Source organism: Streptomyces sp. NPDC055025 (assembly GCF_053608565.1).
On record NZ_JBSGVS010000040.1, the window covers coordinates 49,381 to 67,733 of the forward strand.

34 protein-coding genes are annotated in these 18,353 nt (G+C 69.8%); 31 read left to right on the plus strand and 3 right to left on the minus strand.

Annotation, left to right across the window (positions count from 1 at the left end):
* Positions 1-92 precede the first annotated feature (92 nt).
* The gene (locus tag ACWGDX_RS23985; protein WP_453628618.1) at positions 93-1,709 is read right to left on the minus strand and encodes a site-specific integrase; all 1,617 of its coding nucleotides are present in this window, start codon (positions 1,707-1,709) and stop codon (positions 93-95) included.
* The gene (locus ACWGDX_RS23990; protein WP_453628620.1) at positions 1,706-2,266 is read right to left on the minus strand and encodes a helix-turn-helix domain-containing protein; all 561 of its coding nucleotides are present in this window, start codon (positions 2,264-2,266) and stop codon (positions 1,706-1,708) included. Before ACWGDX_RS23990 ends, ACWGDX_RS23985 begins: the two co-directional genes overlap by 4 nt.
* Before the next feature lie 115 nt (positions 2,267-2,381).
* Between ACWGDX_RS23990 and ACWGDX_RS23995 the strand changes: the two genes are divergently transcribed.
* From ACWGDX_RS23995 to ACWGDX_RS24115, 25 genes are all read left to right on the plus strand, one after another.
* On the plus strand, positions 2,382-2,597 hold the full coding sequence (locus ACWGDX_RS23995; protein ID WP_453628622.1) for a helix-turn-helix transcriptional regulator: 216 nt from the start codon (positions 2,382-2,384) through the stop codon (positions 2,595-2,597).
* Positions 2,594-2,908 carry a helix-turn-helix domain-containing protein gene (locus tag ACWGDX_RS24000; RefSeq protein ID WP_453628624.1) on the plus strand — a complete coding sequence of 105 codons (315 nt, stop codon included), beginning with the start codon at positions 2,594-2,596 and terminating at the stop codon, positions 2,906-2,908. The genes ACWGDX_RS23995 and ACWGDX_RS24000 overlap by 4 nt, the downstream gene beginning before the upstream one ends.
* A complete protein-coding gene (locus tag ACWGDX_RS24005; protein ID WP_453628626.1) occupies positions 2,905-3,357 on the plus strand; it encodes a hypothetical protein in 453 nt (150 codons plus the stop codon). The genes ACWGDX_RS24000 and ACWGDX_RS24005 overlap by 4 nt, the downstream gene beginning before the upstream one ends.
* Positions 3,354-4,037, plus strand: coding sequence for a hypothetical protein (locus ACWGDX_RS24010; RefSeq protein ID WP_453628628.1), 684 nt, complete (start codon positions 3,354-3,356; stop codon positions 4,035-4,037). The genes ACWGDX_RS24005 and ACWGDX_RS24010 overlap by 4 nt, the downstream gene beginning before the upstream one ends.
* Positions 4,038-4,140: 103 nt before the next feature.
* A complete protein-coding gene (locus ACWGDX_RS24015; RefSeq protein WP_453628630.1) occupies positions 4,141-4,719 on the plus strand; it encodes a hypothetical protein in 579 nt (192 codons plus the stop codon).
* Positions 4,720-4,790: 71 nt separating this feature from the next.
* Complete coding sequence (locus ACWGDX_RS24020; RefSeq protein ID WP_453628632.1) at positions 4,791-4,985, plus strand: hypothetical protein; 195 nt, start codon at positions 4,791-4,793, stop codon at positions 4,983-4,985.
* A 92-nt stretch (positions 4,986-5,077) separates the two neighbouring features.
* Positions 5,078-5,377, plus strand: a complete 300-nt coding sequence (locus tag ACWGDX_RS24025; protein WP_453628634.1) for a hypothetical protein — start codon at positions 5,078-5,080, stop codon at positions 5,375-5,377.
* Entirely contained in the window at positions 5,374-7,452 is a 2,079-nt protein-coding gene (locus ACWGDX_RS24030; protein WP_453628636.1) for a bifunctional DNA primase/polymerase, read from the plus strand. Before ACWGDX_RS24025 ends, ACWGDX_RS24030 begins: the two co-directional genes overlap by 4 nt.
* Positions 7,453-7,715: 263 nt before the next feature.
* Positions 7,716-8,369 carry a hypothetical protein gene (locus ACWGDX_RS24035; protein ID WP_453628638.1) on the plus strand — a complete coding sequence of 218 codons (654 nt, stop codon included), beginning with the start codon at positions 7,716-7,718 and terminating at the stop codon, positions 8,367-8,369.
* A gap of 59 nt (positions 8,370-8,428) precedes the next feature.
* Positions 8,429-8,917 carry a single-stranded DNA-binding protein gene (locus ACWGDX_RS24040; protein WP_453628639.1) on the plus strand — a complete coding sequence of 163 codons (489 nt, stop codon included), beginning with the start codon at positions 8,429-8,431 and terminating at the stop codon, positions 8,915-8,917.
* An 83-nt stretch (positions 8,918-9,000) separates the two neighbouring features.
* A complete protein-coding gene (locus tag ACWGDX_RS24045; protein WP_453628641.1) occupies positions 9,001-9,378 on the plus strand; it encodes a hypothetical protein in 378 nt (125 codons plus the stop codon).
* Positions 9,379-9,447: 69 nt separating this feature from the next.
* Entirely contained in the window at positions 9,448-9,576 is a 129-nt protein-coding gene (locus ACWGDX_RS24050) for a hypothetical protein (RefSeq protein WP_453628643.1), read from the plus strand.
* Positions 9,577-9,578: 2 nt separating this feature from the next.
* A complete protein-coding gene (locus ACWGDX_RS24055) occupies positions 9,579-10,238 on the plus strand; it encodes a hypothetical protein (RefSeq protein WP_453628645.1) in 660 nt (219 codons plus the stop codon).
* Positions 10,235-10,942: a hypothetical protein gene (locus tag ACWGDX_RS24060; protein ID WP_453628647.1), complete on the plus strand. Its 708-nt coding sequence runs from the start codon at positions 10,235-10,237 to the stop codon at positions 10,940-10,942. Before ACWGDX_RS24055 ends, ACWGDX_RS24060 begins: the two co-directional genes overlap by 4 nt.
* Before the next feature lie 332 nt (positions 10,943-11,274).
* Entirely contained in the window at positions 11,275-11,439 is a 165-nt protein-coding gene (locus tag ACWGDX_RS24065; protein WP_453628649.1) for a hypothetical protein, read from the plus strand.
* Positions 11,436-11,714 carry a hypothetical protein gene (locus ACWGDX_RS24070; RefSeq protein ID WP_453628651.1) on the plus strand — a complete coding sequence of 93 codons (279 nt, stop codon included), beginning with the start codon at positions 11,436-11,438 and terminating at the stop codon, positions 11,712-11,714. Before ACWGDX_RS24065 ends, ACWGDX_RS24070 begins: the two co-directional genes overlap by 4 nt.
* Complete coding sequence (locus tag ACWGDX_RS24075; RefSeq protein ID WP_453628653.1) at positions 11,711-12,016, plus strand: hypothetical protein; 306 nt, start codon at positions 11,711-11,713, stop codon at positions 12,014-12,016. Before ACWGDX_RS24070 ends, ACWGDX_RS24075 begins: the two co-directional genes overlap by 4 nt.
* On the plus strand, positions 12,010-12,309 hold the full coding sequence (locus ACWGDX_RS24080) for a DUF6197 family protein (RefSeq protein ID WP_453628655.1): 300 nt from the start codon (positions 12,010-12,012) through the stop codon (positions 12,307-12,309). The genes ACWGDX_RS24075 and ACWGDX_RS24080 overlap by 7 nt, the downstream gene beginning before the upstream one ends.
* On the plus strand, positions 12,306-12,674 hold the full coding sequence (locus ACWGDX_RS24085; protein WP_453628657.1) for a DUF6907 domain-containing protein: 369 nt from the start codon (positions 12,306-12,308) through the stop codon (positions 12,672-12,674). Before ACWGDX_RS24080 ends, ACWGDX_RS24085 begins: the two co-directional genes overlap by 4 nt.
* The gene (locus tag ACWGDX_RS24090; RefSeq protein WP_453628658.1) at positions 12,671-13,555 is read left to right on the plus strand and encodes a DUF2637 domain-containing protein; all 885 of its coding nucleotides are present in this window, start codon (positions 12,671-12,673) and stop codon (positions 13,553-13,555) included. Before ACWGDX_RS24085 ends, ACWGDX_RS24090 begins: the two co-directional genes overlap by 4 nt.
* Positions 13,552-13,968 carry a hypothetical protein gene (locus ACWGDX_RS24095; RefSeq protein WP_453628659.1) on the plus strand — a complete coding sequence of 139 codons (417 nt, stop codon included), beginning with the start codon at positions 13,552-13,554 and terminating at the stop codon, positions 13,966-13,968. The genes ACWGDX_RS24090 and ACWGDX_RS24095 overlap by 4 nt, the downstream gene beginning before the upstream one ends.
* Complete coding sequence (locus tag ACWGDX_RS24100) at positions 13,965-14,468, plus strand: hypothetical protein (protein WP_453628661.1); 504 nt, start codon at positions 13,965-13,967, stop codon at positions 14,466-14,468. Before ACWGDX_RS24095 ends, ACWGDX_RS24100 begins: the two co-directional genes overlap by 4 nt.
* A gap of 8 nt (positions 14,469-14,476) precedes the next feature.
* The gene (locus ACWGDX_RS24105; protein WP_453628663.1) at positions 14,477-15,133 is read left to right on the plus strand and encodes a hypothetical protein; all 657 of its coding nucleotides are present in this window, start codon (positions 14,477-14,479) and stop codon (positions 15,131-15,133) included.
* 117 nt (positions 15,134-15,250) lie between these two features.
* Positions 15,251-15,439, plus strand: a complete 189-nt coding sequence (locus ACWGDX_RS24110; RefSeq protein WP_453628665.1) for a hypothetical protein — start codon at positions 15,251-15,253, stop codon at positions 15,437-15,439.
* A 76-nt stretch (positions 15,440-15,515) separates the two neighbouring features.
* Positions 15,516-15,878, plus strand: coding sequence for a DUF6221 family protein (locus tag ACWGDX_RS24115; protein ID WP_453628667.1), 363 nt, complete (start codon positions 15,516-15,518; stop codon positions 15,876-15,878).
* Here the strand turns inward: ACWGDX_RS24115 and ACWGDX_RS24120 are convergent.
* Positions 15,854-15,979 carry a hypothetical protein gene (locus tag ACWGDX_RS24120; RefSeq protein ID WP_453628669.1) on the minus strand — a complete coding sequence of 42 codons (126 nt, stop codon included), beginning with the start codon at positions 15,977-15,979 and terminating at the stop codon, positions 15,854-15,856. The genes ACWGDX_RS24115 and ACWGDX_RS24120 overlap by 25 nt on opposite strands.
* 365 nt (positions 15,980-16,344) lie before the next feature.
* Here ACWGDX_RS24120 and ACWGDX_RS24125 point away from each other — a divergent pair, with 365 nt between their 5' ends.
* From ACWGDX_RS24125 to ACWGDX_RS24150, 6 genes are read left to right on the plus strand one after another with little or no spacing between them, the layout of a single operon-like run.
* Positions 16,345-16,704 carry a hypothetical protein gene (locus ACWGDX_RS24125; RefSeq protein WP_453628671.1) on the plus strand — a complete coding sequence of 120 codons (360 nt, stop codon included), beginning with the start codon at positions 16,345-16,347 and terminating at the stop codon, positions 16,702-16,704.
* Positions 16,705-16,720: 16 nt separating this feature from the next.
* Entirely contained in the window at positions 16,721-16,993 is a 273-nt protein-coding gene (locus ACWGDX_RS24130; RefSeq protein ID WP_453628672.1) for an HNH endonuclease signature motif containing protein, read from the plus strand.
* Positions 16,994-16,995: 2 nt separating this feature from the next.
* Complete coding sequence (locus ACWGDX_RS24135) at positions 16,996-17,220, plus strand: hypothetical protein (protein WP_453628674.1); 225 nt, start codon at positions 16,996-16,998, stop codon at positions 17,218-17,220.
* 2 nt (positions 17,221-17,222) lie between these two features.
* Positions 17,223-17,432 carry a hypothetical protein gene (locus ACWGDX_RS24140; RefSeq protein WP_453628676.1) on the plus strand — a complete coding sequence of 70 codons (210 nt, stop codon included), beginning with the start codon at positions 17,223-17,225 and terminating at the stop codon, positions 17,430-17,432.
* A 5-nt stretch (positions 17,433-17,437) separates the two neighbouring features.
* Positions 17,438-17,821, plus strand: coding sequence for a DUF6221 family protein (locus ACWGDX_RS24145; protein WP_453628678.1), 384 nt, complete (start codon positions 17,438-17,440; stop codon positions 17,819-17,821).
* Between the two features lie 19 nt (positions 17,822-17,840).
* A complete protein-coding gene (locus ACWGDX_RS24150) occupies positions 17,841-18,281 on the plus strand; it encodes an AAA family ATPase (RefSeq protein WP_453628680.1) in 441 nt (146 codons plus the stop codon).
* Positions 18,282-18,353 lie beyond the last annotated feature (72 nt).

Here is an 18,353-nt window from a genome sequence, read left to right on the forward strand (position 1 = left end):
TCCGCGTCCCATCCTGGCCGCCCAGGCGCCCTCCCCGCCCGTGACCTGCTGCACCTACTATGCAGAAGCCGTGAGAGTCGGAGCGCACTCGGTCATCCGCCCTCGGACGGGCCCTGACCTGCTGACGGAACCTTATCGCGCGCCCGCTCGGACTCCCCGGAATCGTCTTCCAGGCCCTCCTGCGTGAGCGCCGCGTGAGCGGGTGTGCTGTCGATCTTCTTCGGACGCTGCATCGGGACCAACTTCGCTGCCGCTTCCGCCACTTCCCTGTCGACCTGCGGCAGCAGGTTCATGTAGATGTCCGACGTAACCGCGATCCCCGCGTGCCCAAGCGTCGACTTGATGTAGTGAAGATCACCACCACCCGCGTGCATCAGCGTAGCCGCAGCATGCCGTAGATCGTGCAGGCGCACCGGCGGCAGACCGACCTCCGCGTACAGCTCCTTGAACCGGTCCGTCACGTTCGACGGCCGCAACCAACTGCCGTCCTCCTCCGTGAACACCCGGCCCGTGTTCACCCACCCGGCGCCGGCGTGCTTCCGCTCCACGGCTTCGCGCGCCCGCCGCTCCCGCAGAACCTCCACGGTCACGCTGTCCAGCGAGATGGTGCGCGCGCCCGCATCGGTCTTCGGGTCCTCTTCGTAGACGTCCGAGCCGTTCTGGATGAGCGGCTTCGCCACGGTCAGCAGACCGGCGTCCAGGTCCACGTCGGTCCACCGCACGCCGCACGCCTCGCTGCGGCGCAGGCCCCGGAACGCGACCAGGTGGAAGAGGCCGTACAGCCGGTCCTCGGCGGCCTGCTCAAGGAAGCGGCCGATCTGTATCGGCGTCCACACCATCACCGGGGACGGCTTCTCCCCGGTCTCCTCCCAGCGCGCGACGTGCTCCGCGGACCAGAGGACACCCTTCGGCTTCTTCCCCTTGTCCAGCTCGACGAGGGCGGCCGGGTTGACGGTGATCCCGAAGCGCTGCTGCGCGATCGCGTCGTTCAGCGCCCCGCGGAGAGTGGCGCGGATCCGCTCGCGGGTCGAGGCGCCGACCGTATGCCGGAACGGCGGCATCGCCGCGATGGCCTCCTTCGCCGCCTGCCTGGCCTCCTTGCCGCGGATCGCTTTCAGCTCCTCGACGGCCTGGCGGCGCTGGACGTTGGCCTCGGAGATCTCCTCGTTGGCGTCCGCGATCGCCTGGAACATCTCCGAGAGGTGCGAGACCCGTAGGCGGTCGAGCCGGTGGTGACCGATGCGCGGCTTGAGGTGGACGCGGACGTTGATCTCGTCGCGGTCGATCGCGGTCGGCCGGCCGCGCTTGCCTCCCATCCACTCGTCGAGCCACTCGCCCACGGTGGTGCGGGAGGTGAGGGGCTGGCCGGTCGAGTAGCGGAGGCGGACTTCCTCCAGCTCGGGGAGGGGCGCCTTCTTGTCCTTGCTGACGGTCTCCAGCAGGTCGCCGATCCGGGCCTGCCCGTCGGCGTCGTCCTTGTCGGGCAGGCCGAGGAGCGCGCGGACCTTGTCGAGGTCTTCCTGGGCCTTCTTCGCGGTCTCGTATCCGGAGCGGCTGAAGCTGCGTCGGCCGCCGTCGGCGCGCGCGGGCAGCTCCTGCCGTACCGCGTACACGCCGTGTCTGCGGCTGGTGAGCTGCGGGCAGGACTTGCCCAGTGCCTTGCCGTCGTCACTGCGGCAGTAACAGCGGCGGTATGTGGAACCTTTCATGGATCTCCCCCCTCGGAGTCCTGTGCTTTGTGTATTGCGCGCCAAGTAGCCAACTGCCTCGTCAGATTCTGATACCGCCCCTTTAGCTCCGCTGTTTCCGCTGCGTGTACCTGCTGTCGCATCTGGGCCAACTTCAGTTCTTGCGTGGCAGCCGCGACCACCTCTTCTGCCTGGTTAAGGGCATCCGATGCCTGCGCGGTTCGCTCGGCCGCTTCCTCCATTTGTTGGAGGACTGACTCCACCTCTTGCTCTAGGGTCGCGATATTCCGGGAATCGCTTCTGTCGTAATAGGCGGGCTCCGCGTTGGCCGCACGGAGCATTGCGCCCACGGTTGTGCCCAACGCCTGCGCAAGCACGTCCGCCTCTGACAACTTGAGGGACCGCTGACCTGCTTCAAGCTTGGCAATCGTCTGCTGATACATCCCACCGCCGAGCATCGCTACCCGATCTGCGAGTTCGCCTTGCGACAGTCCTAGGACTACCCGCCTCGTCTTCATCTGCCGGATGAAGGCGTCCTCGGCGGCACGGCCGGCCGGAACGGATTCCTCACTCCCCAACGCAACCAACACCTTTCATGCCTAACACGCTACACCCTGTCGTTGTTGTTGCGATACACCGCCATCGAGTACATACTCGTGGTGTCCAACGGCAACACCGTGAGGGGGTTGAGTGGTGTCCAGGCTGCTCATCAGTAACGAAAACAGCTATCTGACCACGGCGGATCTCGCTGCGAGGTACCGCACTGCGGCCAGCACGATCCGCTACTGGCGGCACATCGGATACGGCCCGAAGGGCATCAAGGTCGGCCGGCGAGTCCTGTACGCGCAGGCTGAAGTGAACCGCTTCGAGACGGCGCTCTCCGACAAGAAGATCGAAGAGTCGGCATGACCACGGCGGTCCGGCACAAGACGCTCACCATCGCTGATCTGTACGACCAGCCGCCGCTGATGCCTCTGTGGCCCGACTTCGGGGGCGGCGTCCTCTTGCTGTCCGAGTCGTCGACCTATCTGTTTGCCGCGCAGAAGCGGCTCCCCGTTGAGACCGTCCGTCTCGGGCGCAAGCAGTACGTCAGGACCACCGATGTCCTGACCTGGCTCAACCTGCCTGAAAACAGCGATGCCCCGAAGGCGGCTACCTCCGAGGCATCGAGCGAGCACGTAAGCGAAACGCCTAGCAAGCAGATCGGAACACGCTCATGACCATCTTGACAGACTCCGCTGACAGTCGACAGCCGGTCCCCGGCCAGTCCGTCAGCCTCGTTCTCGACGCCGAGATCATGACCGACAGCGACACCGGGCAGCCCATGCTCGTCGCCTCCACTAGCCACAACCAGCACGACACCCGCGAGATCACCCCCGCCCAGCTCCGCGCCAAGACCGCCGAGCTGCGCGCCCGGCTCGACGCGTTCGACATGCTCGCGGACCGGTACGAGTTCGCTGCGCTCGTCGCCGAGCACGGCTTCACCGTTCAGGAACTGGACGCCTCACTCCTCGGCGAGAACCTGCGGCGCAAGTTCCTCGCCAACCTGTACGACTTCATCGACGGCCGGACCATCCTCGTCGTACCCGCCGGGCAGGACCCCGCCGAGCGGCTGCGAGTCACCCGCATGCTCGTGGCGCAGCTGGAGCGTGGGGAGCAGAGCTCATGACCCACACCGCCGCACCCGACGCGGTCACCCTCGGCAAGGAGATCGCCGACCGGGTACTGGCCGCACTGCCCGGTCTGCTCACGCGGATGAGCCCGGCGGAGTTCGCCAAGCTGACCGCCGACCGCCTCGTGGAGTACGGTCTCGCCTCTCCGCCCGCCACTTGCACCAAGTACGACTGGTGCAAGGAGACCGGCGCCCATGACATGTGCTGGTCCACGGCCATCGAACTCCCGGGCGGCGACGCCTTCGGCACGCACTCCCTTCCCGCTCACCTCATGGCCGTGGACGGCGAGGCACCGGAGGTCGGGTTCCTCGACCTGGGCCTCACCCCGGACCAGGCCCGGGAACACGCCCGGCAGGTCATCCGCCACATGGGCGAGGTGCTGCTCCTCGCGGACCTCGCGGAGGGTGTCGGCCCGCTGGAGCCCGACGCCGAGTCGTACGGGGTCCGGGCCGGAGAAGCCGGAGGCCGGATCCTCAACGCGGAGCTGTACACCACCGACGACGAGAACCCGGCGGACCGGGTCACCCGGATCTCCGTGTGGTCGTACTGCGGCGACGACGACCTGAACGTCGAGCAGACGGATCAGCTCATTGAGGACCTGGAGGACTTCCTCCCGCAGTTGCGGGCGCTCCGTAACCGCGTCGCCGAACTCAACGCCGCGCGAGGCCGCGCGTGAGCGAGACGACCACCACCGCGACGGCCGGGGTCCCCACCCCCGGCCGTCCGGCCCGCCCCATCCGGGCGATCTTCCACCAGCCCAGCAGCACGGAGGCAGCAGCGTGAGCGACTTCGATACCTGGATCAAGGAGCACCGCGCGGTCGGCGAGCAGCTTGCTCCCGCTGCCCGGCTGATCCACAACGCGCTCGCGGACTTCTGCGAGAACCACCGTGCCTGGCCGCGACTGGGGCTGGGGCACTTCATTGACCTCTGGGGATTCGGGGAGGTCCCCGTCGTTGCCGAGGCAGCAGACGGCACGGGCCACTGGCTTCACCTCCCTGACCTGATGACCCCCACGGGCGTCGACTACCCGACGCTGCGCCACGAATTCGACCGGGACACAGCCGACGACTACGGCGACATCGCGTACGTCACCTGGCCAGGCGACAACGGCGGTCTGCACCTGGTCAAGCACACATTCGCCATGCGGATCTTCGCGGGCGAATCGCCGTGGGCCAAGGAGTTCTGGGCGAACACCAAGGACATCCTCCGCCTCGGCATGCTCCACTCCGGGCTCGCCGACACCCTCGGCATGGCCGACGTGATCCGCGAGGACGGCCCGCTGCCCTCCGTGGAAGTGGCCCAGCGCCAGGCTATGTCGGGCCCCCTCGGCGCGCTCGACACGGGGAGCCAGCCGTGACCGAACAGCGTCGGCCCGGCGAATGGCCGGCTGTCCCCTCGGCCGCTCTACCCACAGCACAACCCACACCTGTGGATGAGCAGGGCGAGGCGCATCTCGCGCTCGTCAGGGCGCGCGCTCTGTGGGTCATGCCGATGGAGAGCATCCGCGTGCTCCTCAATGAGCAGCCCAGCGTCCCCAGCATCCGCGCCATGGAGCGGCGGTTGAAGGCGGAGATCGGGGAGAACGCCGACCGGGCCGTACAGCGGCTGAAGAAGGCCGGGTAGCGGGGGCGCGCCGCCGGGCCCGAACCGTCCCCAGGTTCGGGCCCGGCACGCACCACGAACACCCCTACCGGCCCGACAGAAAGCCACCGTTCGTGAGAACCACCGCGGCCCCGGCCGACACCCTCTTCGACGAGCCGGAGCCCGCCCGGCCGGCCGCCGCCCCCGCGCGCGACCTCGCCCCGGCCTCCGCGCGGCTCGTCACCACCAGCAGCCCGGACATGAACGACCCCGAGCGGCGGCCCCTGCTGCTCCTCGTCGTCGACTGCCCGTACTGCGACCACCAGCACATCCACCCCGCCGGCCGGACCGGCGAACCCCGGTTCGGGAAGCGCCGCTTGCGCTGCGTCGGTACTCAGGGCGGCGACTACCACTTCCCGGTGGTGGACCAGTGACCGAAACGAAGCAGGCCGTAGCACTCCCGCCACTGATCGAGTTCGCGCAGTGGTACGGCAAGCGGGGTTGGCGGGTCCTGCCCCTGCACCACGTGGTCGACGGCCGGTGCTCCTGCGGCAACCCGAAGCAGGACGCGAAGCACGACTACCGGCAGGGCGGCAAACACCCCGTCTACGCGGCGTGGCAGGACAACGCCACCACCGACCCCGGCCAGATCGCCGCATGGTGGGGCGAGCGCCCGCTCGCGAACGTCGGCGTCGCTACGGGCGAGGCGTCCGGGATCTTCGTCCTCGACGTCGACCCGGACAACGGCGGCCTCGACAGCCTCACCGCGCTCGAAGCCGAACACGGTCCGCTCCCCGAGACCCGGCGCCACGAGACCGGCTCTGGCGGGCTGCACTTCTTCTTCGCCTGGCCCGGCTTCAACCCGCGTAACAGCTCGGGCAAGCTCGGGCCCGGCCTCGACATCCGTGCCGACGGCGGGCAGGTCGTCGCCCCGCCGTCGATATCGGTCAAGGGTCCGTACACCCCGCGTGGCGGCCCCGACCCGGTCGAGGCGCCTGCCTGGCTTCTCGGCCTGCTGCGCCCGCCGGCGCCGCGGGAACCAATGCCGCCCGGTACGTACACCGCCCCGGTGGGCAATCAGGACGCGTACACGAACAAGGCCGTGCAGGACGAGTGCGACGCGATCGTCGGCGCTCTGGACGGGATGCAGAACGACACCATCAACCGGGCCGCGTTCAGCGTGGGCACCCTCGTCGGAGCGGGGGCGCTCAGCGAGGGCGAGGCGCGAGAGACGCTGCTCTCGGCCGCCCGAGCGGGCAACCACCCCGAAGGCAGAGCCCTCGCCACCATCGAGTCGGGGCTCCGCGCGGGTATGGCGCAGCCCCGGCACCCGTGGCCGCCGGTCTCCCAAAGAGACGACTGGCGGGACTTCTCCGCACTCCTCGCGCCGGATACCGAGGCCCGCGCCGACCCCGCCCGTACCACTCCGCCCGTGGCGAAGGAGCGCGGAGAGAAAGCCGCACCGCCCAAGGAAACGGGCGAGGGGCTGACCTCGGAGGAGCACTTCGAAGCTCGGCTGCGGGCCCTCGACGAGGAGCTCCTCGACACCGACGACCTCGACCACATCCCCGCCCTCGAACCGATCGTCGAAGACGTCCTCTTCAAGGACACCCTCGCCCGGATCTATGGCGCGTCCGGCACCTTCAAGTCCTTCATGACCCTGGACTTCGCCGCGTGCGTCGGCACCGGTACACCATGGCACGGCCAGCGTGTCCGGCAAGGGGAAGTCATCTATCTGGTCGCCGAGGGCATCAAGGGCATCCGCAAGAGGGTGCGCGCCTGGGAGCAGCACCATGGGATCCGGATGACCGGGGTCAAGTTCCTGCCCCGGCCCGTACAGGCGATGGACCCCGAGTGGCTGGTGCTCATCGAGCTGTGCCGCCGCAAGCGGCCGTCCCTCATCATCGTCGACACCCAGGCCCGGGTCACCGTCGGCATCGAGGAGAACTCGAACACGGAGATGGGCAAGGTCGTTGACCGCATGGAGCAGTTGCGTGGCTCGTCCGGCGCGTGCGTCCTGCTCGTCCACCACACCGGTCACGACAGCGACCGCGGGCGCGGCGCGACCGCCGTGAAGGGCGCCCTTCAGACGGAGATCGGCGTCGAGCGCAAGGGCAAGGGACTCCTCGACAGCCAAGTCACCCTGAAGACCGGCAAGCAGAAGGACGACGAGGAGCTTGGCGACGTCGTGTTCGGCCTCCACCAGGTGCTCCTGGACGGGGAGGCGAAGGAGGACGGCACGCCCGTCTCGTCCATCGTTCTCGTCCAGTTGAACCCGGCAGGACAGCCCCAGGCGCGCACCGGATATCAGGGCCGGGTCGAGGAAGTCGCAGCCGCCCTGGACGCCGCCGGGGTGCCGCCCGGGTACGGCCGGGACCGTCTCCGAGCCGAATGCACCCGGCTCGGGATCAAGGTGGAGAACGGCCTCTTGACCGACGTCGCAAGGCACCGCAAGAACCAGACAAACGCCGCAGATTACCTGTCCGCAAACCTGTCCGGAGTGCCGTAAGGACGCGGACAGCTATTTCGGTCAAATCACCTGTCCGCAAATTGCGGACAGGTACTAGAGAAACACCAGGTCAGACCTGTCCCGGACAGGTTGCGGACAGGTGCGGACGGGGCAGTACGGACGACCTGTCCGCTCCCGCTCCCCTCCTTTAGGGAGCGGACAGGTCGGACAGCCGGACCGCACCACCCGCGGGCACAGCCATCCAAGAAGACGGACAACGTGGACAACCTCCGCCGTCTCAACTACCCCGACAAGGAGAACCCGTGACGATTCAGCTCGCCGACACCCCTTACGCCAGCTGCCGGTTCCGCACACGCCTCGAAGCCCGCTGGGCAGTCTTCTTCGACACCCTGGGCATCCGCTGGGAGTACGAGCCGCAAGGCTTCGACCTCATCCCGCTGCCGGAATCCGAGCTTCAGAGGCTGGCCGACGAGCAGTTCCGGGACCCCCGGCCCGAGGACACACTCCACCTCGGCCACTATCTGCCGAGCTTCTGGCTCCCCGGCCAGAAGGCGTGGTTCGACGTGGTTCGTGACGAGCCCAACGAAGGGGAATGGCTGAACTTCTTCCGCTTCAACGACCTGACGGACCAGCGGGCGTTCGTGGCGGTCGGCAGCATCCCGGATCCCAGCACGATCGAGGAGTACGGCCACCCGCAGGAGGACGGCTTCGAGATCCACACCTACGGCGATCACCACTACGCGTGGACCCGCTGTCGCTGGTGCGGCTTCTACGACCTGGCCTTCGACGCGCGCTCTGCTCGGACACTCTGCGGCTGCCACAAGGCCAGGTACCCCGACCTCGACGCGCAGTGCTGCAACGGGGACAAGTGCTACCGCGGCGACGCCCCCGAGATCCTCGCGGCCTACTCCGCCGCTCGCTCGGCTCGCTTCGAGAACGACCCGCAACGTCACTGATCGGCCAGCACACCACATCAGACGGTCACGGTGACCGTCTCATCCCGAAGGAGCCCGCCATGGCAGGCGAGACCGTCATCACCATCGTCGGCAACCTGGTCGACGACCCCGAACTCCGCTTCACCCCGGCCGGCCACGCGGTCGCCAAGTTCCGTGTCGCCTCCACCCCGCGCGTCTTCGACAAGCAGACCAACGAGTGGAAGGACGGCGAAGGCCTGTTTCTCACCTGCTCCGTATGGCGGCAGGCCGCCGAGAACGCCGCCGAGTCCCTCACGAAGGGCATGCGGGTCATTGTCCAGGGCCGCTTGAAGCAGCGGTCGTATGAGGACCGCGAGCAGGTGAAGCGCACCGTGTACGAGCTCGACGTCGAAGAGGTCGGGCCGTCCCTGCTGCGCGCCTCGGCGAAGGTCACGAAGAACCCGGCGGGCGGGCAGTCCCGTCCGGCGCAGTCGGCCGCTGCCGATCCGTGGGGCGCGGCCAAGACCGCGGGCGCCGCTGCTCCGACAGGCGCCGCCGGCGGCAGCTACTCGGACGAGCCGCCGTTCTGACCGAGCGGCAAGCGGACCGCTCCGCCGTCACCGGGGCGGCCGACCTCCACCCACCCGGCATCCCAAGGAAGGGAACCACAGCCATGGCCGAACGCACTCTCACCCCAGGCTCGTTCACCGCAGTCACCGACGACATCCGCGACCACGGGTACGCCATCGTGCAGACCCGCATCGAACGCGTCCCGGCCCACTACCGCAGCTCGCAGTGCGCCGAGCCGGACGGATGCTCTCGAACCCCGGCCCTCGTCACCGTCGCACTCGCTGAGGTCACCAACGAGGGCAACGACACGACCGGCCTCCGCTTTGCGAGGACCCGTGACGGCCGTATCGCCCTCGTCGGGGCCTGCGAGGAACACCGGCGCGAAGCCAGCCACGACCTGTACTACGCGCTGACGGGCCGGACGCGACCCGACGGCATCCGCGCATTCGACCTGCCCGGCCAGTACCTGAACTGGACCTGACAGCGCAACGGCCGCCCCCGCGGGAATCGGGGGCGGCCGACCCCAGCACACCACAGAAGGAAAAGGATCATGAGTGTTCGTGAGGCACTGATAGGGACCTTCGGGGTCTACGCCGGGATCTTCCTGGTGTTCGGCGTCGGGTATCTGGACCAGCTCGTCGAGCGGATCCGGCACGGCCGCACCGGGCGGGAGCGGTGACCATGACCAACGACGAGAAGGGGTACACGCTGGCGTGTACCCCTGGCGGTGACCGGCGGCTCCGGTACGCGAAGGCGCTGGCGAAGGCCGCCGGGTCCAAGGCATTCGACCAGCCCGGCACCGAGTGGGACCACGCGCGCGACGCCTGGTACGCCCACGCCGACGCCGTGATGGCCGTCGACCGTGCCGAACTGGAGCGGATGCGCCGGAGCTTGGCAGCGCTGAGGCGAGCACATGTGGCCCTCGCTAGCCGCGCCGGGAGAGACCAGGCCGAACTGGGCCTCCTTCGCCGCGGCCGTGATGAGCGGGTGGCTCTGCTCGAAGAGGCCCGTGACGCGCTGGAGGCGGCCGGGATCACCGAGGCGCACGGCGGGGAGAGCTGGCCCCGCCTCGTCCCCGCGATCGAGCAGCTCGCCGCCGAACGGGACCGGGCGGTGGAGGCCGCCAAGCAGTTGCAGGCCGATCTCGACCGGCTGGAGGAGGAGACCGTCGGCGACCTCAACGAGAAGAACATCGCGCTCGCACGCCACGCCGAGACAGCGGAGGGCAAGCTCGACCGTCTACGGAAGCTCGCCGACCGCATCGCCCTCAACTCCCCCTGGGGCCGCTGGGTCGCCCAGGACATCCGCGCCATCCTCGACCCGCCGGAGGCGACACCATGACCTTCTGCCTCCTCTGCGAGCGGGACACCACGGCCGGCCAGTTGTGCGCCGGATGCCGCCGGGCGACGGCCGTCCGTCTCGACCGGATGCCGAAGCTGTGGTCCGCGCTGGCCGCGTTCCTTCCGCCCGGCGGCCGGGCCACCACCCAGTACGGGCGCACCCGCGCGTCCGAGGCACCCCTGCCAGTCGCTGAGGAGCCGCTGAGCCTTCGCGGGCCCGGCGGCATCGTCGGCACGCTGGAGAGCTGGCGTGCGACCCTGCACGCCGACCGGGGATGGGCCGAGCCGGTGCTGTGCGTCGGGATCGGCGAACGCGTCACGGCCGCCGCCGGCGCGCTGGTGCTGAGCATGGAGTGGATCGCCACGGAGTGGCCGGCGGCCGGGGACATGGCTCAGTCCGTCAAGGAGCTGGAGCGGGCTGCCATGTCGGTGGTGGACGCGCCGGATCCGGCGAAGAGGCCGGTCCGGATCGGACCGTGTCCTGCTCTGGTGGAGGGCGGGAAGCCGTGCGGCGCGTTGCTGCGGTACTTCCCGGGCGACCCGGACGTGCGCTGCCGGTGGTGCCAGACGTCGTGGCCGTGCACGCGGGAGGCGATGGGCCGGGTGAAGGCGTGGATGGACGAGGACGCCAAGGCGGCTACGGCTGAGGAGTCTCCGGAGGGCGCCGCTCCGGCCGCGCCGGAAGCTCATCCGTCTCATGCGTGAGCCAGCGGAGGAAGTCGCGGATGGCGGCGCCCCGATTCCGGGGGCCGACCATCTCCCCGGCCTTCTGCCAGAGCGACTTCTCTACGCGGATGGTCTGGCGGGGCGTCTTCTCGACGTTCGGCATCGGCTCTCCACTCTCGTCATGACACCTTGAGGTTAGCCCTTGCGGTGTCATGACACCAGGGTCTACGGTAGGTGTCATGACACCGGGCCTACGGTCCGGCGCCACAACTGAATGCGGCCCCCGCCGGTGCTACCAACACCGAACGAGGGCCTGACCGAAGCCCGGCAAGCCGGGCGTACACCTTGACCAAACCAAGGAGTCGGCTGACATGGATCTTTCCATGCCCGCGCGCACTGCCGCGCCCCCGCCCCAGCCCGACAGGCGTCTGATCGCTGTCGGCACCATCACCCGCCGCGACGGACGCACCACCACGGTGCGCGCCACCCCGGCCGGTGTCACCGGATCGATCACCGTCACCGGCGGTGCCCGGTGAACGACACCCACATCCAGCCCAGCGCCGAGGCCCGCGAGATCCTGCTCAACATCGCCGGCCGCCTCGCGAGCATCCGCCCCACCCACGCCTTCGATGACGCCCGTCGCATGGCGATGATCCTCACCGCCGTCAGCGACAAGCACGGCTACATGAGCGATGCCGCCGACGAGCTGGAGTCCGAAGTCCTCCAGTCCGCCCCGGCCGTCGACCGCGCCATCACACGCGGCGAGTACGCCCTGATCCTCCGCAAGGCCGCCGGAGGTGACGACCAGTGAGCGACACTTCCGGGCCCAAGCACGGGCAGGGCATCCCCGCCTCCGTGATCCCCCTGCTCACCGCCGTCGCCGACGCGCTCACCATCCCGCTGCCGGGCATCGACCCCCGCGACGAGCGCGCCTACCACCGGCTGATGGAACGCCGCAGCCACTCGGTGCGCAGCCAGCTGCTGGCGATCCTCGCCTACCCCGACCTCGGGTTCGGCGACGATGCGGCACGCATCCGGTCCGAGACCGAGGCCAGCCCGGTCACCTACACCCCGTGGAAAGACCCCCGGGACGGGGAGGCGCCGCCGTGCTGACGCTGTCCGTCACCCCGTCCCGGGTCGCCGCCGTCCTCCACCAGGCCGCCGACACGCTCGCCGCCGAAGGCTGGGACCCCCGCCGCACTCCGGTCATCTTCGCCATCGACCGCGCGGCCGGCTTCACCACGCCGGGCGTCGACCCGGCCGCCGAGGAGACGACGCTGCGCGCGTGGGACGCCCTCGTTACCCACCTCGGTGAGCAGCTGCTCGTGCCGTGGGAGAACGAGCCGGGCCGTACCCAGGTCGAGGTCCTGGCCGCGCTCCGCGGCGCCGCCGGAGGTGTCCGGTGAACGCCCCACGCACCGTGACGATCGAGACCCTCGACCGCGGCGACGTCACCATTCCCGAACCGGCCTGGTGCGTTGGCCACGACGGGGACCCGCCACAGTTCCTGTCCGACACCAACCACACCGGGCCCGCCCACGAAGCCACCTACCTCGGACACCATCTCGGCTACGCGGCCCTCGTAGAGAACCCGCTCGTCGTTCAGTCCAACGGCGCTCTCCGCGTCGTCGTCGAGATCGGGGGCGCCCTCGGTATCGGCCTCAACCCGGAGGAGCTGGACGGCCTCGCCGCGGTCCTCGTCGACTACGCGGGGGAACTGCGCGGCCTCGCCCGCCAGCTCACCGTGCTCCTCGCGGAAGGTGACCGGTGAAGAAGGACCTGCTCCTCACCGGCTCGCTCGCCGCGGTCCTGATCGTGCTGGCGTCCGCTGAGTACCAGCTGGCCCGCGCGTGCGGCTTCGGCGAGTACGTGGCCGCGGCCGTGCCGGTCGCCCTGGACCTGTACGTGGTGAAGGCCCTGCGGGTGAAGCGCGATGTGACGGCCGCGGTGCTCGCGCTGGTCGCCGTGAACGCGGCCAGCCACCTCGTCACTGCCGGGGTGCTGCCCGTGGGCTGGCCGCTCATCGTCGCGGTGTCCTCGATCGCCCCACTCGTCCTGTGGCGCATCCACCGACTCGGCGAAGAGCCGACAGACCTTCCCGAAGAAGGTCTGTCGGAACCGGCGGATCACTTTCGGGAGGCGCCGGAAGTGATCCCGGTGCCCGAGGTGACCGCCACCCCAGCCCCGGCCGTACCCGAGGCCGTACCGCCGGGCGCCCGGCTCCTGCCGGTCGTCTGCCGCCGCGAGCTGGTCACCCCGGCCGCCCCGGTCGTCCCCTTCGTGCCGGACGACGTGACCACCGAGGTGACCATCGAACGCCTCGTCCAGCCGCCCGAGCAGGCGGTAATCCGCCCGGCCGTCGTGGACACCTGGCGTGCCATCGACTGGTCACGGATCGGCACCTCGGTGACCGCCGAGAACGCCGCCAAGACGCCCACCGCCAAGGCTGTCCAGGAGGCCCGGCAGGTGGTCACCGTGCCGGTCACCATCACCCCTGCCGAACTGCGGAAACAGGCCCGCAAGCTCAACCGGGAGATGGTCACCGCCACCGGCAAGCCGGTGACCATCGACCGCCTCCGCGACGAGTACGGCCTGTCCCGCCGTGACGCCACCGAACTCCGCCGAACCATCCTCGACGGGAGCCGGTCATGAACGACCCGCGCATCGTCCCCCCGCCACCCAACTACCCGCCCACCGTCGGCGGCTGGCACACCGCCCCCGAGCCCACCGTGATCGTGGTCAGCCCGGAGACCCGAACCGACCGGCGCATCGTCCGCCACCCCGTCCGCACCGTGACCGCCCTCTTGGCGGCCCTGGCACCGGTTGCCTCCGGATACTCCGCCGCCACCGGCGCCGCAACCGCACTCCGCGACGCGGCCACCACCGGGCACACGTCCGGCGCCTGGTCCCTCGCCGTCGCCGCCATCGCGATCAGCGGATTCATCGACCGGCGCCGCGACGACTGGATCGGCCGGCTCCTGCTCGTCACCTCCGTCCTCGGAACCGTCCTCTCCCTCCCCTGGCTCTCCGCCGTCCTCTACGTCCTCACCGGAGTCGAATCGTGAACACCCGTCTGACCGTGGGCGGGATCGCCCTGGGCCTCGCCATCCTGACCTGGTACCTGGTCCCCTGGTGGCGGGCACAGAAGAACGCCAAGTCGAAGGACTGGAAGAGCCTCATCCCGCTGGGCTTCGGCATCATGCTCGGCATCCTCGCCGCGTCCTGCGCGGGCGGCCTCTTCGGCACCATCGCCGGATGGACACAGAGCGCCGCGAACGCCGCCGGCGGCGCGGCGATCTCCAGCGCCACCGGCTCCGCCGCCCCGGCCGTCGCCACCGTCGGCATCCCCGCCCTCACCCCCGGCGGCGCGCTCCTCGTCATCGCGTGCTTCGTAGCCGCCGCTGCCCTGTGGAAGAAGGTGCCCGAGACGAGCCGCAAGGCCGGCGTCCTCGGCTCGGTCGTCGGACTCACCCTCGGCATGTCCGCCGGCGCGGCCGGCGCGGTCGCCCTGGCCCTCATCCCCGCGATGAACTCCATGGGCAACGGCCTGCTCGGGGCCATCTGATGACCGGCATGCAGCGGACCGGCCGCCGCCTGGTGGCCGGACACCGCCTCAACATCGGGCGGATCACCGGCTGGGTCACCGAACTCGGCCAGCCCAAGTCCACCGCCTGCCGTACCGCCGTCCTGGGCGCCGTCGGGGTGGTGGGCTGGCAGACCATCGAGCGCAGCCCCGCGATCCTGTGGGTGCTCACCGGGGCCTGGACCATCGCGGCCTGGCGGACCGCCAAGCCCGCCCCCGCAGACGAGGAGGGTTTCGCCGACACCGAGACCCCCGAGGCGGTGTCCACCACGGTAGACACGCCCCCGCCGGACCCCAGCGCGGTCTTCGCCCGCTGGCTCGTCCAGCTCATCGGCCAGCGCCCCGGCATCCACCTCGCCGAGCTGTACCCCGCGATGCGCCAGCTCGACTTCATGCACGGGCACGACGACGCGGCCCTCCGCAGCGTCCTTCGCGAGCTGCGCATCCCCATCACCCGCAGCCTCCGCATCGGCACCGTCGAAGGCCGCTCAGGGGTCCGCCTCGCCGACCTCGCCCCTCTCCTCCCCCGTGACGGAGAGGAGCCCCTCTCCACGGATGGAGACGCAGGTCAGACCGCCGATTCTCCGCCCGGAGAGCAGCCGGAGAGCCGTGGAGAGCGCGCCGGAGAGCGGGTGGAGAGCGCATGATCCGCCACCTGTGCCGGGCGCTCGGCATCAACTTCCACACCCGCTACTGCGGCCCCTGCGGCGGCCACTACCCGCCCAGCCACTTCCCCTGTCCGTAGCAACGACGAGGAGTCCAAGATGAGCGACGAGTACGACGGCATGACCACTGCCGACCTCTTCACCGGCGAGGAGCTGTACGAGATGGATCAGGCCGACGAGGCGCGACTCGACGCTGAGGACGACGCCCGGTACGCGGCTGAGGCTGAAGCCGAAGAGGCGGACGACGGGGAGCCGTGGCTCGGTCTCGCTGACGGCGAAGAGCGCTGACCCGCCGCTGGCGCTGCGTAGGACCCGGCCCCGTCGCAAACACTGCGGCGGGGCCGCTGTACGAGAGGATGAACCCATGACCGACGACCTGGTGGCCTTCATCCGGGCCCGGCTCAACGAGGACGAGGAGATCGCCCGCAGGGCGGGTGACAGCTTCCGGCAGATCGGGGAAACCGGCGTCATCGTCGCCACCGAAGGTGATCGAGCAGAAGAGTGCGCCTCCGCCAACTGGGCTGGCGTTGCTGAGCACATCGTGGCGCAGGATCCGGCGCGGGTGCTGCGCGAGATCGACGCCAAGCGGAAGACTCTCGACGACTGCGAAGGCATCATCGTCGGCTGGCATTACGAGGAGTCCAAAGAGTTCGCCCATGACGTCCTCCGCAACGCCGCCCTGCCCTACGTCGACCATGCCGACTACCGCGAGGAGTGGCGGCCGTAGGCGACCATGGAGTCATGTACGTACCGCCCGGCCACCTCACCGCCCAGCGTGCCGCCGACGACCTCGGCATCAGCCTCGCTGGCGTCCGCAAGCTCGTCCAACGCGGCCAACTCCACAAGGCCGGCGGAACCGCCCGGCACCCCTACTACGCCAGCAGCGAGGTCTACGCCCTCCTCGCCAAGCGCCACCCGATCGACCGGCCCTTGACGCGCAGGTCAGAGCCGTGTCACGATCGCCCCGCAGGACTGTGTCCACAACCAGCCTGACACCAACTGCCGGGACAAGGCCGGAACCGGGCAACCGGATCCTCCGCAACACGCGGCAGCGGCCCCCGGAGAGACACAACGAAGGCCCCGAACGCCAACGCGCCGGGGCCTTCGCCATGTCACGGAACCGTCACCGCACGGACGCGCCTCATACCCACGCGCCACGATGGCCCCCTCATCCGCACAGTCCAGGGGGGACCATGCGCACCACCACAGCCGCGATCGCCACGGCGTTACTCCTCGCCACCCTCACCGCGTGCGGCAGCGACAGCAGCCCCGCACCGGCGGAAACAGTGACCGCCACAGCAACGGCGTCACCAGCACTCAGCCAGGCAGAGATCACTCAGCAGTGCATCGACGCCGTAGCCGAGGTCGTCAGCCAACGGCCGGCGGACTTCGACCCGGAGACCGATACGGACCCGCAGCCCACAGAGTGCAACGGCCTCTCGGAGACCGACTACCTCGACGCCTACATGGACGGCCTGTCCCAGAGCAACCAGGCCGCCATCGAGGAACGCGAGCGTCAGCGTGGAGAGGCCGCAGAGGCCGACCAGCCGTAGAGCGGAGGTGGCGCCCGTGGCTCGTAACCCGCGCAACGGGCGCCCCTACCGCCGTCTCGTCGCCTCGCTGAAGGCCCGCGGCCTCCCCTGCGCCCGCTGCGGCCACAACATCGACCCCCGCCTCGACGCGCGGCACCCGATGTCGTTCACCCTCGACCACGTCATCCCGCTGTCCAAGGGCGGTTCGCTCCTCGACCCGGCCAACGCCCGCCCCATGCACCGCCGCTGCAACAGCGCCAAGGGCAACCGGACCGGACCACAGCCACTCAAGACCTCACGGAGATGGTGACCATGAGCGACACCGACCAGGGCATCGATGTCCGCCTCGCTGCCAACCTCACCGTCATCCGGCCCGGCGACACGGTCCTCGTCCGTATGCCCGCCACCGCCCCCGTCATACAGGCCAAGGCCGTTGCCGACCGGCTTCGCGAACGGCTCCCGGACGTCGACGTACTGGTCATCGCCGGGACCGACGGCATCGACATCTACCGCCCCACCGAGTCACCGGAGCGATGACCATGGAGTTCGCGCGCCCCTTCCGCCTGCACCTCACCGACGGCCGCGTCTGGCACGGCACCGAGTTCCCCGGCGGCCACGTCTGCCTCAACCACCCCGACGAGTACAACGCCTTCACCGTCGCCCTGACGCTGGACGCGCTGCTCGAAGACCGCAGCCCCGAGGACCCGCTGCGCGGCGCACGAGTCGAGCGACCGGAAGTGACACCATGAGCGCCATGACCGACGACCTGGTGGCCTTCCTCCGCGCCCAGCTCGACGACGATGAATCGGCGGCGCTTGGCGCCAAGGGGGACACTCCCGGCCGCTGGACGCAGGACGACGGCCCGCCCGAAGACATCGTCCTGTACGACAAGAGCGGCAAACTCACAGTCGGACAGGCGAGGCACATTGCCCGCCACGATCCGGCTCGGGTGCTGCGCGAGATCACGGCCGACCGCCAACTGCTCGCCGCCTACGTCGAGGCACAGTCGACCGTCGCCGCAATCGCGCACCCGGACATGTGCGACGTGGGAAGAGCGCAGGGCCTTGAAGAGGCGGTGCGCTACCGAGTGTTGCGGTTCGAAGGCCGCGCGGGCTACCGCGAGGAGTGGCGGCCGTAGGACCAGGAGGTGACGCACCGTGCTGTACGTCGTCACCGGCCCGCCCGGCGCGGGCAAGTCGAGCTGGATCCGGGCGCACGCCAAGGCCGTCGACGTGGTCATCGACTTCGACCTCCTCGCCCTCGCCCTCTCCGGGCCAGGCGCCGGCGACCGCGCCTACACCCGCAACCTGGAGAAGGTCGTACACAAGGCCCGGTGGGCTGCGATCCGCGAGGCCGAGACGCTCCTCGACAAGACCGACGTCTACCTCATCAACACCAGCCCGAGCCCCCGCGACCGCGCCAACTACAAGCGGCTCGGAGCCGAGATCATCACCGTCGATCCGGGCCGCGACATCGTGATGCGGCGCATCGCCGACATGAGGCAGCCCGGCATGGCCGCGGTCGCCGAGCGCTGGTACAAGAAGCACCGCACCACCCGGTCACGCTCCGCGATGCCCCAGGCCTCACGGCCCTGGTGACCAGGCGTCACCACTAGGAGAGCAGCCCGGCCGGCGGCAGACACACGAGCCTCGGATCACGATCACCCCAGG

Coding starts and splice junctions, on each gene's coding strand:
- ACWGDX_RS23985 (WP_453628618.1), bottom strand. CDS start 1,709: ATGAAAGGTTCCACATACCGCCGCTGTTACTGCCGCAGTGACGACGGC.
- ACWGDX_RS24000 (WP_453628624.1), top strand. CDS start 2,594: ATGACCACGGCGGTCCGGCACAAGACGCTCACCATCGCTGATCTGTAC.
- ACWGDX_RS24005 (WP_453628626.1), top strand. CDS start 2,905: ATGACCATCTTGACAGACTCCGCTGACAGTCGACAGCCGGTCCCCGGC.
- ACWGDX_RS24010 (WP_453628628.1), top strand. CDS start 3,354: ATGACCCACACCGCCGCACCCGACGCGGTCACCCTCGGCAAGGAGATC.
- ACWGDX_RS24040 (WP_453628639.1), top strand. CDS start 8,429: ATGGCAGGCGAGACCGTCATCACCATCGTCGGCAACCTGGTCGACGAC.
- ACWGDX_RS24045 (WP_453628641.1), top strand. CDS start 9,001: ATGGCCGAACGCACTCTCACCCCAGGCTCGTTCACCGCAGTCACCGAC.
- ACWGDX_RS24050 (WP_453628643.1), top strand. CDS start 9,448: ATGAGTGTTCGTGAGGCACTGATAGGGACCTTCGGGGTCTACGCCGGG.
- ACWGDX_RS24055 (WP_453628645.1), top strand. CDS start 9,579: ATGACCAACGACGAGAAGGGGTACACGCTGGCGTGTACCCCTGGCGGT.
- ACWGDX_RS24060 (WP_453628647.1), top strand. CDS start 10,235: ATGACCTTCTGCCTCCTCTGCGAGCGGGACACCACGGCCGGCCAGTTG.
- ACWGDX_RS24065 (WP_453628649.1), top strand. CDS start 11,275: ATGGATCTTTCCATGCCCGCGCGCACTGCCGCGCCCCCGCCCCAGCCC.
- ACWGDX_RS24095 (WP_453628659.1), top strand. CDS start 13,552: ATGAACGACCCGCGCATCGTCCCCCCGCCACCCAACTACCCGCCCACC.
- ACWGDX_RS24105 (WP_453628663.1), top strand. CDS start 14,477: ATGCAGCGGACCGGCCGCCGCCTGGTGGCCGGACACCGCCTCAACATC.
- ACWGDX_RS24110 (WP_453628665.1), top strand. CDS start 15,251: ATGAGCGACGAGTACGACGGCATGACCACTGCCGACCTCTTCACCGGC.
- ACWGDX_RS24115 (WP_453628667.1), top strand. CDS start 15,516: ATGACCGACGACCTGGTGGCCTTCATCCGGGCCCGGCTCAACGAGGAC.
- ACWGDX_RS24125 (WP_453628671.1), top strand. CDS start 16,345: ATGCGCACCACCACAGCCGCGATCGCCACGGCGTTACTCCTCGCCACC.
- ACWGDX_RS24135 (WP_453628674.1), top strand. CDS start 16,996: ATGAGCGACACCGACCAGGGCATCGATGTCCGCCTCGCTGCCAACCTC.
- ACWGDX_RS24140 (WP_453628676.1), top strand. CDS start 17,223: ATGGAGTTCGCGCGCCCCTTCCGCCTGCACCTCACCGACGGCCGCGTC.
- ACWGDX_RS24145 (WP_453628678.1), top strand. CDS start 17,438: ATGACCGACGACCTGGTGGCCTTCCTCCGCGCCCAGCTCGACGACGAT.